Below are 15,364 nucleotides of genomic sequence, written 5' to 3' on the forward strand. Positions count from 1 at the left end.
CTTGTGACTACCGTGGCCGCCTCCGTGACCGACCTCGCCCTGCTCCCGGGGTTCCTCGATCCCGTGAACCTGCTGAACTCCTTCGGCACCTGGGTACTGGTCGGCCTGCTGCTGGTGGTCTTCATCGAGTCCGGTCTGCTGTTCCCGCTGCTCCCCGGTGATTCCCTGCTGTTCACGGCCGGTCTGATCGCCGCGTCGAAGAGCGAGGAGATCAAGCCGTTCGCACCCCTGTGGGTCCTGATGGTCACCATTCCCATCGCCGCGGTGCTCGGCGACCAGGTCGGCTACATCATCGGCAAGAAGGCCGGGACGGGCCTGTTCTCCGACGACGCGCGCTTCCTCAAGAAGCGGTACATCGACGAGTCGCACGCATTCTTCGAGAAGCACGGCCCGATCACCATCTTCCTGGCTCGCTTCGTCCCCATCGTGCGGACGTTCGCGCCGGTCGTGGCTGGCGCATCGGGCATGCGGTACCGCACCTTCTTCATCTACAACGTGGTCGGCGGCATCGTCTGGGGCGCCGGCGTCACCCTGCTCGGCTACCTGCTGGGCCAGATCGCGGTCATCCGCGACAACGTCGACATCATCTTCCTGATCATCGTCGCGGTCTCCGTGCTCCCGATCGCCTGGGAGGTGGGCAAGAGGATCTTCTCCTCACGCCGCACCCCGCTCGGTGAAGCCGTCGACGCGTTCGACGGAAAGATCGACGGCAAGGTCGAACCCTCCAAGTGGTCCGAGCGCGCGCCTCGTGACACGTCCTCCTGATCGGTCACCTCGATATGTTTCTTGCTGGTAGCAGCGTGCTCGCCGAGGGCGGGGCGATGCACTTCGTCGAATCCGCCGGACCCGCGCTGGTCTGGCTGATCGTCGTCTCGTTCGTCTTCCTCGAGTGCGCCGTCATCGTCGGACTCTTCCTGCCCGGTGATTCCCTTCTCATCACGGCGGGCATCGGTCTGGCCGCGCACTCGTCCGGCACCTCCCACGTCTGGGCACTGTCCGCGGGGGCGTTCGTCGCCGCGATCGCCGGCAACCAGGTCGGCTTCATGATCGGCAAGCGCACGGGCCATCGCGTCGTCGCGCGCAAGAACGGCAAGTACTTCAACACCGAGAACCTGGACAAGGTCAGCCGGTTACTGGAGAAGCACGGCTTCTGGGCTGTGCTCATCGCGCGCTGGATCCCCTGGGTGCGCACGCTGTGCCCGATGGTCGCGGGCGCCGGCGGCATGAATCACCGCCGCTACACCATCGCCAGCACGCTGGGAGCCCTCATCTGGGCACCGGTGCTGCTGCTGGTGGGCTTCTACTTCGGTGCGGTCCTGGACAAGGTGTCGTGGCTGTTCCCGACCGTGCTCACGCTGATGATCGTGTCGATCGTGCTGGGGACCGCCTTCGGTCTGTACCAGTACCGCAAGGAGATGAAGCGACCGATCGAGACCGTCGAGGTCCACGACCTCTAGAGCTCGTGTGCGGCGACGGCGTGCGCTGCTTCCATGAGCATCCAGCCGCCGAGCTGCACGGAGAAATCGCGCTCGGGGACGGACGACGACGTCACCGTTCCCCCGGCGAACCGGGCGATCGACGCCCCGAACGACGGCAGAGTCGCGATGGCCGACCAGTTGCTGCCGAACAGTGGCAGGCCTTCGATGGACAGGCAGTTGTCCCACGCGGCGTCGGCCGAGTCCAGGACGATGTCCGCCGCGATCGAACGGGCTTCACGATCTTCGTCGGTGTCGCCGGGCAGCTGAGTGGCCACGACGGCCAGGTAGCGGGCCAGCACTCCGTTGAAGAGTCCGCCGTCGCCTCCACCACCGCCGGCGATGACGCCGTCCTCGGTCATGTGGTCGCGGACCGCCGCGACGAGTCGGTGCACCCGTTCACGGTGCTTGTCGTCGCCCAGATGGATCGCGAGTTCCGTCTCCGCGCCCAGGACGACGCCCTGGCAGTAGGAGTAGAACGGCTTCTCGACGCGACCGTCGGTGTGAATTCCGTCGAAGACGAGGTTCGTGGCCGGATCCACCAGCGTCGCGTCGATCCAGTCGGCCATGGCCTGGGCGCGCCAGAGCTTGCCGGTGCGGGCCAGCAGGACGGCTGCCGGTCCGTTGGCGGGGACGTTGAAGAAGTCGGACTTGGTCGACCAGCGGATTCCGCCGCCGTGCGCCGGGTCCCACGCGTCGAAGAGCGCACCCTCGAGAGCGGAGATCGCGCCGCGGTTGTCGATGAGGTGGAGTCGCTGCGCTCGTTCGAGGGACAGTCCCAGCCACGCCATGTCGTCGTAGTAGGAGTTGGTCCAGCCCGTGATGTTGCGCAGGCGGTGCGTGCGCGCGATGCGACCGAGCCGGCGTCGACGCTTCGCGGTGGGCGCACGCTGCTCGGCGTCGACGACGCAGTCGATGAGGTGCGCCTGCCACCAGTAGTGCCAGCGGAAGAAGAGCCGTTCGCGGCGGACCGGTGGCCACGCGACCACTCCCAGTGCGGTACCGGGGAGACCCCACAGTCGTCGGACGTGCCGCGACGTGACGGCCTCCTCTGCGGCGTCCGCCCTGGAGGCCCACGTGTCGTGCATGGTTCGATCTTGCCAGTACGACCCTGGCGGCTTCACCAGGCCAGGCCGGGATCGGCGTGCTGCCTGACCCAGGTGTGCATCGTGATGCCCGCGGCGACGCCGGCGTTGATGCTGCGTGTCGATCCGAACTGGGCGATGGACACCGTCATCGACGCGGCGGCGCGGGCGTCCGGTGTCACTCCGGGACCTTCCTGCCCGAACAGCAGCAGACACTCGCGCGGGAGTACGGCGGTTTCGAGCGGCACGGATCCCGGCACGTTGTCGACGGCGACGACGGTCAGACCGGCCTCGGCGGCGTAGGCCATAAGTTCGCCGACGTCGGCGTGGTGCTCGATGTGTTGGTAGCGGTCGGTGACCATCGCACCGCGGCGGTTCCACCGCCGGCGTCCGACGATGTGCACGACGGCTGCTCCGAACGCATTGGCCGTGCGGACCACGGTGCCGATGTTGGCGTCGTGCGCGAAGTTCTCGATGGCCACGTGCATCGGGTGCCGACGCGTGTCCAGGTCCGCGACGATAGCCTCGCGTGTCCAGTACCGATACGCGTCGACGACGTTGCGCCGGTCCCCCTCGTCGAGAAGTTCGGGGTCGTAGCGCGGATCGGTGGGCCGGGGTCCGTCGCGCTCGACGTCCCAGGCGGGTGCTCCGCGCGGGTGCTCACCCCACTCGGTGGCACCCGCTTCGTCGGTCCGGTCGTTCTCGGTCAACTCAGGTGTGGGACAGGCGGCGGTTGACCTCGCGGGTCAGCCACACGGGGGAGAAACGCGAGCCCATGGACAGTGCCTTGGACGGGATCCCGACCGGGAAGTGCACCTTGTGGTAGAGCCGCTTCGAGGGCTGGACCGACTTGAAGATGGCGTCGGCGACGTCCTGAGCGGTGAGCTTGACGCCCAGCGATCCGGTGGTGCCCGTCTCGATGCCCTTGGTCATGGCGGTCTGGACGAACAGCGGCCACATCGCCTTGACCGCGATGTCGTGCCGGTGCCACTCGAGATCGAGTGCCTCGGTGAGTCCGCGGACGGCGAACTTCGTCGCGCCGTACGTCGCGAGCTCGGGCTGGCCGTAGATCGCCGACGCCGAGCACAGGTTCACCACCTGGGCGCCGCGGGTCTTCTTCAGGTACGGGAACGCTTCGAGAAGACCGTTGAGCACGCCTCCGACGTTGATGTCGAACTGCTTGCGGTGCGTCTCGATGGCCTGCTCGGCGAACTGCCCGGCGATCAGGATGCCGGCGTTGTTGATCAACACGTCCAGTCGTCCGCCCGCTGCCTCGTCGAACTCCTTCAGCCGCTCGGTGAACTGCGCGGTGTCGGTGACGTCGAGGATTCCGGTGGTGGAGGTCGACCCCTTGGCGGCGATCTCCTTGGCCAGCGAGGCGAGCCCGGTCTCGTCGATGTCGTATGCACCGACGTGGTAGCCGGCCGCGGCGAACGTCAGGGCGGTAGCGCGTCCGATGCCGGCTGCTGCGCCGGTGATGAAGACAGTAGGTTGAGACATGAGATGAACAGTAAAGGGTCGGGCTGAGCAGCAACAGAGCGGTGAGCAGAAAACTTACTGCCGAGTAGGATCGAGCGGTCGCCCGGAAGGAACCACTGATGAATCACGAACGCATCGGTAGGGCGCTGCTGATCGTCACCGCCGCCTACATCGTCGTCCTGGCGGTCTGGGTGTTCGTCCTGCTCCCCCGATCTCCGGACGGAACCGTGCCGTACCAGATCGCCGGTCTGGTCGCCGGATTCGGCGCAGCGCTGGGACTCGCAATGATGGTCGCCGGCCGTCCCACCGCCGAGGACCGTCGACTCCTCCGCGACGGGGTCGAGGGGTGGGCTGTCATCGAGGACGTGCGCACGGTGGGTACCGCGACCGCTCCGATGACCGAGGTGGACGTCGTCATCACGGTTCCGGGTTCCGACAGCTATCCCGGACTGGTGCGTCGACGCGAACCGTCGTCCACGTTCGAGGTGGGTGCGACGATCCCGGTGAAGGTCGATCCGGCCGACCGCACGAGGATATGGATGTGACCGGCGCTCTCGACAGAGTCCATACCGTCGTGGCGACACCCGTCGGCGACCTGACGCTGGTCCGAGCCGGGTCGGCGCTCGCGGGCGTCTACTTTCCCGCGCACAAGCCCGCTCCGGCGGTCGGACGGTTGGGACTCGGATCCAGTGAGGGCTTCGAGGAGATCACGACCCAGCTGTCGGAGTACTTCGCCGGTGACCGACGTCGGTTCGAGCTGACCCTCGACCCCGTGGGAACGGAGTTCCAGCAGTCGGTGTGGGCCGCGCTGCGCACCATCCCGTACGGCGAGACCTGGACGTACTCCGACCTGGCACGGGCGATCGGGCGGCCGACGTCGGTGCGGGCGGTCGCGTCCGCGAATGCCCGCAACCCGCTGTCGATCGTCGTCCCGTGTCACCGCGTGATCGGAATGTCGGGCAGCCTCACCGGTTTCGCCGGTGGTGTGGAGCGCAAACGTCTGCTCCTCGACCTCGAGTCCGGTTCCCCTACTCTCTTCGGCTGACGGTCAGCGAGTCGACGAGCGCGTACTGCGCGGCGATGTAGGTCGTCAGCACCACCGCTTCCAGCGCCGTCCGGGCGCGATCGTCGGAGATCACGCGCCGGGCCAGGACCAGCGCATCGGAGACGGTGAAGAGCGTCGACCCGACGACGGCGCGCGTATCCCCGTCGGCGCCCAATACCGACATCGTGCCCAGCGCGATCCCGTAGGCCATCGACACCGGCGCGACGGTCGGCGAGCGTCTCGTGGCGACGACCGCGCCCACAGCCCATCCGAGTACGCGCGGTACGACGTCGGCACGTCGTGGCCGGGAGCCGTTGCGGTACAGCAGGATCGACCAGCAGCCCTGCATCACCGCGAACGACGACGCGCCGAGGGTGAACCGTCGATCGTCGTCGGGATCGATCATCGCGATGTCGCCGAGGGTCGCGGCTCCGAGGCCGAGAGCGAGCAGCGGTTGCCGGTGCGCCCCGGACCGCGCGGCCAGGAGCGGCATCAACAACGGCTTGGCGACGGCGTGCAGACGCGACCGGTGAGTGGCGGCACCGACCACGGTGGCGACGGCAGCAGCGGCGTAGGCGGCATCGGTGTAGGACGCATCGGTGAGGCGCATCACGACACCGTAACCACTCGACCGCTGGAATTCGATAGTTAGCCAATGTAACGTTATCGATCGTGCAGACAGTTGCTACCGACGAACTCCGAACCTTGCTCTCCGAGCTGGTCACGTCGACGTCCCGCTTCACCCGGCTCGCCGCCTCGGTGTCGCCGACCGATCACCCCCGGACGTGGTCACGCGCCCTCTCACTGCTCGACGAGTACGGCGCCATCCGCGTGAGCGAGTTCGCCCGTCTCGACCGGTGCTCGCAGCCGTCCGCGACAGCATTGCTGCGCACGCTGGGCGACCACGGCCTCCTCACGCGCACCTCCGATCCGACGGATTCTCGCGCGGTGGTCGTCGCGATCTCGGAGTCGGGTCGGACGTGGCTCGCCGAGTCGCGACGCGCCATCGGCGACGGACTGCTGCAGCACCTGCACCGACCCGATCCAGCCCAGCTCCGCAGGATCGTCGACGGTCTCGACGACTTGCGATCGGTACTCAAGAACACAGCACGAGAGGAACAGTCGTGACATCGACGACAGACAGGACCGCCGAGTCCACCGAGCAGCCCAGCCTTCTGCAGCAGCCGAAGGCCGTCTGGGCAGTCGCCTTCGCGAGCGTCATCGCGTTCATGGGTATCGGCCTGGTCGATCCCATCCTCAAGCCCATCGGTGAGCAGCTCGACGCCACACCGTCGCAGGTGTCGCTGCTCTTCACCTCCTACATGTTGGTCACCGGTGTCGCGATGCTGGTCACCGGCGTCGTGTCGTCGCGCTTCGGGCCGAAGAAGACGTTGCTGGCCGGATTGGCGATCATCATCGTCTTCGCCGCACTCGCCGGCTCGTCCAGCACGATCGCCCAGATCGTCGGATTCCGCGCCGGCTGGGGACTGGGCAATGCCCTGTTCATCGCCACCGCCCTCGCCACCATCGTCGGTGCCGCCAGCGGCGGAGTCGCCCGCGCGATCATCCTGTACGAGGCCGCACTGGGTATCGGCATCGCGACCGGGCCGCTGGTAGGCGGAGTTCTCGGCAGCATCAGCTGGCGTGGACCGTTCTTCGGCGTCGCCGTGCTCATGGCCGTGGCCGTGGTGTTGCTCGTCGTCATGCTGCCCGAGGGCGAGAAGCCCACGCATCGAACCTCTCTCGCGGATCCGTTCCGCGCACTGCGCCACCGCGGACTGCTCACCGTCGGCATCACCGCGCTGCTCTACAACTACGGCTTCTTCACGCTTCTCGCGTACACCCCGTTCCCTCTCGACCTGGGGACCTACGCCATCGGCTTCATCTTCTTCGGCTGGGGACTCGCCCTCGCAGTGGCATCGGTGTTCGTCGCACCCCGTCTGCAGCGCCGGTTCGGCACGCTGAACATGATGATGCTGGCGCTCCTGCTGTTCGCCGTGGACCTCGCCGCAATGGCACTTTTCACCGAGAACAAGACAGTGCTGATCGTGTGCGTCGTGCTCGCCGGATTGTTCCTCGGAGTCAACAACACGCTCATCACCGAGACCGTCATGATCTCCGCACCGGTCGAGCGGTCCACTGCGTCCGCGGCGTACAGCTTCGTCCGATTCGCCGGTGGTGCGGCAGCGCCCTACCTTGCCGGCAAGCTCGGCGAATCCAACGTTCACGTCCCGTTCTGGGTGGGTGCTGCCTGCACGTTCGTGGCCATCGGCGTCCTGGCGACCGGCCGGAAGGTGCTTGCTCACGTCGACGATCATGACCCTGCACCGCACAGCGTCGACGAGGCGACAGCGCTCACCGTCGGCGACTGACAGCAACTGTTTCCGATGGGGAAGTAATCGAATTGCCACATGCAGAGCGAACCGTCGGGTAGGTTTCCTACCGGGTCGGGGGACCGAACACCGCACCAGTGTTCTCTCGTTCGGCGGTGAACCGCCGAATATCCACGACCCCAGGATGGTTCGCATGTCGGAAAAGTCGATCGTCAGGTTTCGTCGGAAACGCCTCGTCGCCGCGAGTGCAGCCCTCGCCGTCTCCCTCGCCCTCGCTGCGCCGGCCGTAGCGGTCGCGCAGCCCGGGACGGGTTCGGGCGAGTCCTCGGAATCCTCCGATGCGCCCGCTCCCCCCGTCGGCGAGGAGGGCACCGAGACCGCGCCGGAGCAGCAGGCGCCCGCCGGCGAAGTTCCGGTCGACCCCGCACCCGTCGCTCCCGCACCCGTTGTGGTCGACCCGGCCCCTCCCGTTCAGGGAATCGCCCCGGCGGTAGTCCCCGAGGCCCCCTCGACCGTGCGACCCCTCCCCCAGATCACCGGGGCCGTCGTCGTCGACGAGCAGGGCAACACCACCATCACCGTCGACGTCATTCCGCAGCTGTCCGACGCCGAGAAGAAGGCCCTCGAGGACGCCGCCACGGCATCCAAGGCGGCTGCCGAGGCGTCCGCGATCGCACGGGCGGAGTACGACGAGGCGCTGGCGAACGTCGTCGATGCGACCGACGCGGCCACCAAGGCCGATGTCGACGCCAAGAAGGCCGCACTCGACGCGTCGACGTCTGCGGAGAACGCCGCGAAGGCGCGGGCGGAAGCCGTCATCGCCTCCGGTCTGGCCAAGAAGGCCGATGCCGACGCGAAGGCCGCGCAGGATGCGGAGAAGGCCGCAGCCGACAAGGCTGCAACCGCGGCCGCCGACTTCGAGAAGGCCGATACCGCCGCCAAGGATCTCGAAGCGAAGGCCGCAGCGTCCGGGTCCGCCGAGGACAATGCCGCCGCCGCGGCCGCACGCCTGGACGCGACGACGAAGCAGGCCGCCGCCGACAAAGCTCGTGCCGACGCCGAGACCGCCGCCGTACAGGCACGGGACGCGGCGGCAGCCGTTGCCACCGCCATCGAGACACGCAAGGCCGCCGACATCGCGAAGGCTCTGTCGGCTGCGCGCCAGAAGGCGGCCGACCTCGCTGCCAGCGTCGTGAAGGCAGCGTCGGCGCAGGTGGCGGCCACCCGCGCAGCCGAACTGGCGACGCAACTGGAAGCGATCGCCGCGGATGCCACGACGGCCGACGACGCCGCTGTCGCCGCCGCCGCGAAGGCCAGGTCCGACGCCGATGCACTGAAGGCGACCGCGGATGCAGCTCGGGCCGAGTCCGAGAAGGCAGCTGCGGCAGCAGCCACCGCGGCAACCGATCAGACCAGTGCTCAGGCCGCGGCCGATGCCGCCGAGAAGAAGGCGCTGGACGCCGAGGCGGCCGCTACCAAGGCAGCGGAAGCGTCGACTCAGGCGGCTGCGGCAGCCGAGAAGGCGAAGACCGATCTGGCGGCCGCGAAGACCGCGGCGGCCGAGGCGAAGACCGCCGCGGACGCTGCCAAGACTGCCGCCGATACGGCAGCGAAGGCGGACGCCGACCTGAAGGCGAAGGCAGCCGAGCTCGCCGCGAGCGGCCCGAAGTTCACCATCACGATCAAGCTCGGTGACACCGTCGCCACCGATGTGCCCGTGACCGAGGTGGACGACACCACGGTGTCGGTCGACGAGACCGGGACCGAGCTGATCGGTGTCTTCGACGGAGACGCGGCCGACGGTGCCACCTTCGAGACCGTCGACTACTTCACCACCGACGACGCGGGCAACACGGTCGTCGCCGGCTCGTTGCCCGCTGTCGATCTGGCACTGGGCGACTCGGGCAGCGGTGAGGGCTCCGGTGGATCCGCAGCAGTTCCCGCGCTTCTGGGCGGCGCCGCCGTTCTCGGTGCGGCCGCGGTCGGCGGTGTGGTGTTCATGCGTCGCCGCGCGTCCGACGATGCGTCGGAGTAGACACACTGCGCTCCTGGCGTCGGCCCTGGTGGTCGGCGCCGCACTGACCGGGTGCGGGGCGGACACGTCGGTGTCCGCCCCCGCCCGGTCTGCCGTGTCTTCCCAGCTGGCCGCCGAGCCGTCGTCCGTCATCGCGCCGGCTCCACCGAATCTGGTCGAGTTGCGCACTCCCGACGGCGCCACGTACCTGAGCGCGGAGATGTATCCCGATCCGATCGTCCGGGGCGGCTCGACCGGTCAGGAGCTCAATCCCGCGGACGAGCGTCCGGCGTGGTGGGGCGAGAGCGGAATGCCCGGCACCGAGACGGCCGAGACGGTGGTCGTGGCCGGTCACAACTACTCGACGCGCGTCGCTCCCTTCCGCGCGCTGGAAGCCGTCGCACCCGACGACACGGTTCTCCTCAGGACTCCGAACGGCGTGCTGTCCTATCGCGTGCAGACGGTCGGGCCATTGCCTAAAGGGTCGCTGCTGGGTGACGACGAGCTCCGGGCGCAGGTCCCGGGCCGACTGATCCTGGCCAACTGCGACGTCCGGAACGGCGAGCCGACCGCGGACAACTACGTGGTGGTTGCGCAGCTCACCAGCGGAAAGTGAGTCACAACAGTCACATACACCACATGAACATCGGCTGCACCAAAGGTCACACTTCGATGACGAAGCAAAATCCGAGTAAAGAGATGGGCGGACCGGAAGGTACGTTCTGTTCGTCGGGGGACGCGCACACCATTCTCACGCTTCTCGGGTTCGGCATTCACTGTCGATTCCTGTGATCGAAAGGCCATTCATGTCGGAAAAGTCCATCGTTCGCGCTCGGAAGACCCGCCTCGCCGCGGCCGGCGCCGTGCTCGCGGTATCTCTCGCCGTTGCCGCACCGTCCGTCGCACTCGCCCAGGACACACCGGGTGACAGCTCCGAGAGCAGCGAATCGGCGACGACCACCACCGAGGCTCCTGCGCCGTCGAGCACCGAGGAAGCTCCGGCAGCCGGGGACTCGACCACCGTGCCGACCACGGCTCCGCCCGCCCGTCCGCTGCCGCAGGTGACCGGATCCGTCGTCGTCGACGACGAGGGCAACTCGTCCATCAAGATCGACATCGACGCGAAGCTGACCGAGGACGAGAAGAAGGCACTGCAGGTAGCCAAGGACGCCACCAAGGCCGCCGTCGACGCCATCAAGAAGGCGCAGGCATTCCTCGACGACGCCATCGCCGCAGCGCAGGGCGGCGACGCCGCTGCCGAGGCCGAGGTCGACGAGGCGAAGGCCGAGCTCGAGGCATCGAAGGCCGAGGAATCCGCGTCGGTCGCCGAGCAGGAGAGCATCGTCGCCGCGGGCGTCGCCGCCAAGGCCAAGGAAGACGCCGACGCTGCGGAAGCTGCAGCGGCACAGACGAAGGCGGACGCCGACACGGCACAGGCCGAGGCGGACGCCGCCGAGGACAAGGCCGACGAGACCGAGGGCGACACCGCCGCCGACCCGACCGAAGCCGAGGCAGCTCGTGCGGACGCCGTCGCGAAGGCAGAGGCTGCAGCCGCAGCGCGCACCGCTGCAGAAGAAGCAGCCAAGGCCGCCGAGGACTCCCTGAAGGCCGTCGGCGACGCTGTCGCGACTCTCGACGCCGCCAAGGTCACCACCGCCATCCAGTCCGCGTACGCCCGCGCCTCGACGCTCTTCGCCGCCGTCGTGAAGGCTGCGACGACGCAGGTGGCCGCCACGGTCGCCGAGGAGAACGCGAAGCGGCTCGAAGCAGCCGGTGACGCCGAGGCGGCAGCAGCAGCAGCGGCCGCCGCAGCAGCGAAGGCCGAGGCCGAGGCAGCTGCGAAGGATGCCGCGGACAAGAAGGCCGCCGACGAGGCTGCCGCGGAGAACGCCGCCAAGGAGACCGTCACGCTCGAGGTCGGCGACGAGACGAAGGAGGACGTCGAGGTTGCGGCCATCGACAGCACCACCGTCGAGGTGACCGCGTCGGGCGTCCGTCTGATCGGCTTCTACGTCGACGGACCGACCCGCACGTTCAAGGTCGTCGACTACTTCACCGATGACGAGAAGGGCAACGTCATCGTCGCGGGCGAGCTGCCCGAGATCTCGCTGGTGTCGTCCGAGACCAGCCTCGCCGCACCCGCGAGCGAGGAGGACGGCGGAACATCGACCGTCGCGATCGGCGCCGGCGTCGCCCTGGTCGCGGCAGCAGGCGTCGGCGGTGCGGTCGCGCTGTCGCGTCGCAAGAAGTCGAACTCCTGACACACCCCGAGTAGCGGCGGGGGCTCCTGAGATACTGGTGGAACCATCTCACCTCAGGAGCCCCCATCATGCCGACACTCGCCTACGTGATCGCTGGATCGGAAGCCACCGGAGGCGCCGGAATCCAGGCCGACCTGAAGACCTTCGAACGTCTCGGTGTCTACGGGGTCGGCACCATCACGTGCATCGTCTCGTTCGACCCGAAAGCCGGCTGGGGCCACCGTTTCGTCCCTGTCGACGGTGCCGTCATCGCCGATCAGATCGAGGCGGCCACGGCCGCCCACTCGCTCGACGTGGTCAAGATCGGGATGCTCGGGACACCGGGTACCGTTGCGACCGTTGCCGATTCGCTGCGACAGCAGCCGTGGCGCCACATCGTGGTCGACCCGGTTCTGATCTGCAAGGGCCAGGAGCCCGGCGCTGCACTGGACACCGACAACGCCCTGCGCGCCGACATCCTGCCGCTGGCCACCGTGGTCACCCCGAACCTGTTCGAGGCGCAGACCCTCTCGGGCATGGAGTCCCTCGAGACGGTCGAGGACCTGGGCGAGGCGGCGCGCCGTATCGCCGATCTCGGCCCCCGATACGTGGTGGTCAAGGGTGGCGCGGGCTTGCCCGGCGACGAGGCCGTCGACGTGCTGTTCGACGGTGAGTCCGTCACCGTCTTCCGAGCACCGAAAATCGGCGACGAGCGCGTGTCGGGAGCCGGGTGCACATTCGCGGCGGCTATCACCGCGGAGCTGGCCAAGGGTGCGTCGGTCCACGACGCCGTGGCGACGGCGAAGGACTTCGCGCACGCCGGCATCGTCGGCCGGATCACCACCGCCGCACCCTTCACCGCGGTCGGCTGGCAGTAACCGTCAGAGGCCGAGGTCGGCGAGCCCGAGCAGCGAGCGGTATTCGAGACCCTCGGCGGCGATGACGGCGTCGGCTCCGGTGGCGCGGTCGACCACCGTGGCGACGCCGACCACGGTCGCGCCGGCGTCACGGAGTGCTGCGACGGCCGTGAGCGGTGAGTTGCCGGTCGTGGTGGTGTCCTCGACGACCAGCACACGCTTGCCGACGATGTCGGGGCCCTCGATCTGCCGCTGCATCCCGTGCGCCTTGGCGGCCTTGCGGACGACGAAGGCGTCGATCTCACGACCGGGCGCGTGCATCACGGCCATCGCCACGGGGTCGGCGCCCATGGTGAGTCCGCCGACCGCGTCGAAGTCCCAGTCCTGGACGAGTTCTCGCATGAGTCGACCGATCAGGGCCCCGGCGCGGTGGTGGAGCGTTGCGCGGCGGAGATCGACGTAGTAGTCGGCTTCCTTGCCGGACGACAGGGTCACCTTGCCGTGCACCACGGCCAGATCGCGGACGAGCTCGGCCAGTTCGGACTTCTCGGTAGCGCTCACGCAGAAGAACTTAGCGGGTCGCTCGCTGCGGTGTCCTCACGGCGGGCACGTGCGGTCCCTCGCCGGACATGTCCACGGTCTCGGCGAACAGGTCGGGCGCACGGACGCCGAGAGTGCGCACGATCGGACGCGAGAGAGGCGACCCCGCGAGGGACCGGAGAATCGACGCCTGCGTGTTGTAGACGCGGACCGCGCCGGCGATCCGGTGCTCGATGTGATCGAGTTCCGTTGCGGGAGCCGCGAAGTCCCAGCCGGTCGGTCCACTCGCGCGCCCCTCGAACACCACGTCGTGCAGCGCGACGGACAGTCCGTTCTCGGCGGCGGCGCGATCACCGAGCTCGGAACGACGGTCCCGCATCATCGCGGACCAGGACCGCGCTCCGACCAGTTGGTTGACCGCAGCCCTGTCGATCTCGGCGTCGACAGCGGCGCGCACCAGGTCGGGGATCACCGCGCGGCGGCGATCCAGCTCGATCTCGAGCAAGTGCAATCCGGCCGCCACGGTGTCGGCGGATCGACGTGTCCGACGCACGACGGACATGATCCACACGATGCCGATGATCATCAGGAACGCCACCAGGGCCACAACAGTCACACTGGAAACATAGCGATGTCATGCCTCACCGTCGACCCGAGGTCGAGGGTTGGCGCGCCGCCGACAGGCCTATGTTCGACCGCGAGCGCTGCCTACCAGCGACGCTGCACGACGAGCGATGGAACGAGGCACCAGACGCGTCACCGAAGTCAGTGATTTGTACTGAAGCCCCGGAATGCTCAGGACCGTGTTCTTGTCGAGGTCCTTCAACGACGCATCCACCACCTGATCCACGGACAGGTACATGAACTTCGGAATCGTCGACATCTCGATGCCCGCGCGCTCGTGGAATTCGGTCCGCACGAAGCCCGGGCACAGAGCCTGGATGCGCACGCCCGTTCCTGCCAGGCCACCGGCGAGGCCCTCACTGAACGACACCACGTACGCCTTGGACGCCGAGTAGGTGGATCCGCGGCCGGACAGGAGGCCGGCCACGCTCGCGACGTTGACGACGGTGCCCGAGGCCGCGGCGATCATCGACGGCAGCGCGGCGCGCGTGAACTGCATGACGGCCGTGACGTTGACGTCGAGCTGGCGCTGGAGTGCCGCCGGATCCGCCGTCCAGAACTCGCCGGACGTTCCGAACCCGGCGTTGTTCACCAGTACCTCGACGCCCTGTTCCAGACGCTCGACGACCATCGCACGTCCGCTGTCGGTGGACAGGTCGGCCGAGAGAATTTCCGACGACGTGCCGTAGGCGTCGGTCAGTTCCTGCGCCAGCGCCTCGAGGCGCTCGGTGTCCCGGGCGACCAGGACGAGATCGTGGCCACGGGCGGCGAGTCTGCGGGCGTATCCCCCGCCGATTCCGGACGTGGGGCCAGTGACGAGGGCGATGGGCCGCGTCGTGCGCGGCGTCGGAGACGACATGCGGACGAGACTAGCCGGTGAGCTTCCTCACCCGGCAGGGTGGCTGACGAATTCGTCAGTTCTCGGCGCGCGGCGTTGTCCGCCGGCGGGACGGCGGCAGGACGTGGAGAAGGCCGGACAACCGGGTGACCGTGTCGATGGCGGCGTCCCATTCGCGTCCCGTACTCCCCATGGGCACCGTCCCCAGCGTCCATTCACCTTCGCTCCACAGCAGCTGGACCACGTCGGGAACCGAGTGCGTGAAGGCGACCATCCTCTGGTCACAGACCCGGCGAGCCACATCGAGGTCGGTCGCGAAGATGATGCGCGGCCCCAACGAACCGAGCAACTGCATGTCGGCGTCCTTGGGAGGCGGTGTCGTCCTGGACCGCAGATCGATGTCCACGTCCGACCCCACCTCGCGTCGGACCGCGATGACCGTCGCCGCGTCCTCGAGGTCGAAGAGAACGAACTCCTCGCCGCGCCGGACACCCTCGACCACGTCCACGGCACCGAGGAATTCCTGGTTCGCCATCACGGCACGACCGAAGGTCGCCGGGAGGTCGCGATCGGCCGCGACGTAGTGGTAGCCCTGGGCTTTCGCCCAGATCTGACGCACGCGTCCCTGCTGCCCGCGACGGGCACGATCGATGTACAGCAGAGCCACCGCACCCAGAAGTGCGATCAGAGCAAGGCCGAACCACATCGCTGTCATCGCCCTCCACTGTACTTTTCCCGCGCGCGGCACAAGGATCCGCCCCGCCGCTGCATTACCCGTCGGTATACCGACTGGTAACGCATCTGCCGAGGTCAGTGACCGATCACTACCTCACG

At 68.1% G+C, this 15,364-nt stretch carries 18 protein-coding genes; 10 read left to right on the top strand and 8 right to left on the bottom strand.

From position 1 onward, the window contains the following. Positions 1-3 precede the first annotated feature (3 nt). On the top strand, positions 4-765 hold the full coding sequence (locus tag RU01_RS08780) for a VTT domain-containing protein (RefSeq protein ID WP_231568647.1): 762 nt from the start codon (positions 4-6) through the stop codon (positions 763-765). A 14-nt stretch (positions 766-779) separates the two neighbouring features. Then, positions 780-1,457 carry a DedA family protein gene (locus RU01_RS08785; protein ID WP_082042992.1) on the top strand — a complete coding sequence of 226 codons (678 nt, stop codon included), beginning with the start codon at positions 780-782 and terminating at the stop codon, positions 1,455-1,457. Here RU01_RS08785 and RU01_RS08790 read toward each other — a convergent pair. The 3 genes from RU01_RS08790 to RU01_RS08800 are packed head-to-tail and all read right to left on the bottom strand — an operon-like array spanning position 1,454 to position 4,060. Then, entirely contained in the window at positions 1,454-2,563 is a 1,110-nt protein-coding gene (locus RU01_RS08790; RefSeq protein WP_042574158.1) for a glycoside hydrolase family 76 protein, read from the bottom strand. The genes RU01_RS08785 and RU01_RS08790 overlap by 4 nt on opposite strands. A gap of 32 nt (positions 2,564-2,595) precedes the next feature. Further along, positions 2,596-3,270: a TrmH family RNA methyltransferase gene (locus RU01_RS08795; protein WP_042574159.1), complete on the bottom strand. Its 675-nt coding sequence runs from the start codon at positions 3,268-3,270 to the stop codon at positions 2,596-2,598. 1 nt (position 3,271) lies between these two features. Then, positions 3,272-4,060, bottom strand: a complete 789-nt coding sequence (locus RU01_RS08800; protein WP_042574160.1) for an SDR family oxidoreductase — start codon at positions 4,058-4,060, stop codon at positions 3,272-3,274. A gap of 98 nt (positions 4,061-4,158) precedes the next feature. Between RU01_RS08800 and RU01_RS08805 the strand changes: the two genes are divergently transcribed. Continuing rightward, positions 4,159-4,584, top strand: a complete 426-nt coding sequence (locus RU01_RS08805) for a hypothetical protein (RefSeq protein WP_042574161.1) — start codon at positions 4,159-4,161, stop codon at positions 4,582-4,584. Further along, positions 4,581-5,084 (top strand): methylated-DNA--[protein]-cysteine S-methyltransferase, encoded by a 504-nt coding sequence (locus RU01_RS08810; RefSeq protein WP_442970482.1) that lies wholly within the window; start codon positions 4,581-4,583, stop codon positions 5,082-5,084. The genes RU01_RS08805 and RU01_RS08810 overlap by 4 nt, the downstream gene beginning before the upstream one ends. Here RU01_RS08810 and RU01_RS08815 read toward each other — a convergent pair. Then, complete coding sequence (locus RU01_RS08815; protein WP_042574163.1) at positions 5,068-5,694, bottom strand: lysoplasmalogenase; 627 nt, start codon at positions 5,692-5,694, stop codon at positions 5,068-5,070. The genes RU01_RS08810 and RU01_RS08815 overlap by 17 nt on opposite strands. Before the next feature lie 62 nt (positions 5,695-5,756). Between RU01_RS08815 and RU01_RS08820 the strand changes: the two genes are divergently transcribed. From RU01_RS08820 to thiD, 6 genes are all read left to right on the top strand, one after another. After that, positions 5,757-6,212: a MarR family winged helix-turn-helix transcriptional regulator gene (locus RU01_RS08820; RefSeq protein ID WP_042574164.1), complete on the top strand. Its 456-nt coding sequence runs from the start codon at positions 5,757-5,759 to the stop codon at positions 6,210-6,212. Beyond that, positions 6,209-7,456, top strand: a complete 1,248-nt coding sequence (locus RU01_RS08825) for an MFS transporter (protein WP_042574165.1) — start codon at positions 6,209-6,211, stop codon at positions 7,454-7,456. The genes RU01_RS08820 and RU01_RS08825 overlap by 4 nt, the downstream gene beginning before the upstream one ends. Before the next feature lie 154 nt (positions 7,457-7,610). After that, positions 7,611-9,452, top strand: a complete 1,842-nt coding sequence (locus RU01_RS08830) for a hypothetical protein (RefSeq protein WP_042574166.1) — start codon at positions 7,611-7,613, stop codon at positions 9,450-9,452. Beyond that, a complete protein-coding gene (locus RU01_RS08835; protein WP_042574167.1) occupies positions 9,439-10,047 on the top strand; it encodes a class F sortase in 609 nt (202 codons plus the stop codon). The genes RU01_RS08830 and RU01_RS08835 overlap by 14 nt, the downstream gene beginning before the upstream one ends. 190 nt (positions 10,048-10,237) lie before the next feature. After that, entirely contained in the window at positions 10,238-11,692 is a 1,455-nt protein-coding gene (locus RU01_RS08840; protein ID WP_042574168.1) for a hypothetical protein, read from the top strand. A 68-nt stretch (positions 11,693-11,760) separates the two neighbouring features. Beyond that, complete coding sequence (gene thiD / locus RU01_RS08845) at positions 11,761-12,549, top strand: bifunctional hydroxymethylpyrimidine kinase/phosphomethylpyrimidine kinase (protein WP_042574169.1); 789 nt, start codon at positions 11,761-11,763, stop codon at positions 12,547-12,549. A 3-nt stretch (positions 12,550-12,552) separates the two neighbouring features. Here the strand turns inward: thiD and pyrE are convergent, their stop codons facing one another. The 4 genes from pyrE to RU01_RS08865 form a co-directional block, all read right to left on the bottom strand. Beyond that, positions 12,553-13,089 (bottom strand): orotate phosphoribosyltransferase, encoded by a 537-nt coding sequence (pyrE, locus tag RU01_RS08850; protein WP_042574170.1) that lies wholly within the window; start codon positions 13,087-13,089, stop codon positions 12,553-12,555. A 10-nt stretch (positions 13,090-13,099) separates the two neighbouring features. Continuing rightward, on the bottom strand, positions 13,100-13,684 hold the full coding sequence (locus tag RU01_RS08855) for a hypothetical protein (RefSeq protein ID WP_042574171.1): 585 nt from the start codon (positions 13,682-13,684) through the stop codon (positions 13,100-13,102). 69 nt (positions 13,685-13,753) lie between these two features. Continuing rightward, positions 13,754-14,551 carry an SDR family NAD(P)-dependent oxidoreductase gene (locus tag RU01_RS08860; RefSeq protein WP_042574172.1) on the bottom strand — a complete coding sequence of 266 codons (798 nt, stop codon included), beginning with the start codon at positions 14,549-14,551 and terminating at the stop codon, positions 13,754-13,756. Between the two features lie 55 nt (positions 14,552-14,606). After that, positions 14,607-15,236 (bottom strand): hypothetical protein, encoded by a 630-nt coding sequence (locus tag RU01_RS08865; protein ID WP_042574268.1) that lies wholly within the window; start codon positions 15,234-15,236, stop codon positions 14,607-14,609. Between the last annotated feature and the right edge of the window lie 128 nt (positions 15,237-15,364).

Origin of the sequence: Rhodococcus sp. MEB064, from assembly GCF_000834565.1 — a bacterium.
In the GTDB taxonomy this organism is placed as follows: Bacteria; Actinomycetota; Actinomycetes; order Mycobacteriales; family Mycobacteriaceae; genus Rhodococcoides.